Genomic DNA, 996 nt, shown 5'->3' on the forward strand with positions numbered 1-996 from the left:
ACGAGAGGCAGATATCGCGTTGGACCAAGCAATATCGCGCGTCCGAGACGTCGGTGATCGAAGACATGGATGCTTTGGCAACCGAGCTTGATCGCTCGGTTCCCGCGGATGATGGGCAGCGCACCTTGGTGCACGGGGATTATCGCATCGACAACCTGATGTTCGCGCCGGACGGCACGGATTGCATTGGAGTGTTGGATTGGGAATTGTCAACAATTGGCCATCCATATGCGGATCTGGCCGCTGTGATCATGCAATGGCAGCTGCCACCGGGGAAACAGGGGCGGGGTCTGGCGGGGATAGATCGCGCCAGCCTGGGACTGCCCAATGATCAGGATTTTGTCGACCAATATTGCAAGCGACGGGGTTTGCCGGGCATTGACAACTTCGGGTTCTACCTGGCTTTCAACTTCTTTCGAATGGCCGGCATTTTGCAGGGCGTCTACAAGCGCGCTTTGGACGGAAATGCCTCGGACCCGGAGCGGGCCAAGGCCTATGGTGCCTACGTTCCACTGTTTGCGCGGCACGGGCTGGAGGCGCTGCGAAGCACATTCAATTGACTGTGTAAGCCTTGGAAATCAATCGCTTTGTGCTCTCTCTAACTCTACCTTTACGTTCGGCAGGCTGTTCTTGCCAAAAAACATCTCGGTCCCGACGAACACGGTAGGCACGCCAAAAACGCCGCGGCGAACACTGGCCTTGGTTTGATCTTTCAGGTCTTGCTTGACGTCAGGGCCGGTCATGGCTTCACGGATTTTGCGCACGGGCAATTCGTTTTCATGCAAGATGTCGACAAGCACCGCCATTTCGTCGACCTTTTGCCCATGCACCCAAATCGCATCAAAAATCGCGTTTATATATTTGGTTTCCCAAGATTTACCTTTCGCAAAATTAGCTCCGCGCATTGCGAATTTGGTGTTCATGGGGAAATGCGGGCTCATGTGAAAACTCAACCCGCGTCGCCGCGCAAAGCGATGAAGGTCATGGGTCAAATAG

General features: G+C 54.6%; 2 protein-coding genes. One reads left to right on the forward strand and one right to left on the reverse strand.

The window, feature by feature from the left end:
• A partial coding sequence (locus tag ACR0JF_RS23300; RefSeq protein WP_480670116.1) for a phosphotransferase occupies nt 1–560 on the forward strand: 560 nt, incomplete at its 5' end.
• 18 nt (nt 561–578) lie between these two features.
• Here the strand turns inward: ACR0JF_RS23300 and ACR0JF_RS23305 are convergent.
• Nucleotides 579–992 (reverse strand): DsbA family protein, encoded by a 414-nt coding sequence (locus ACR0JF_RS23305; protein WP_480670118.1) that lies wholly within the window; start codon nt 990–992, stop codon nt 579–581.
• Nucleotides 993–996: the final 4 nt, after the last annotated feature.

The organism is Ruegeria sp. BG11 (assembly GCF_056538565.1).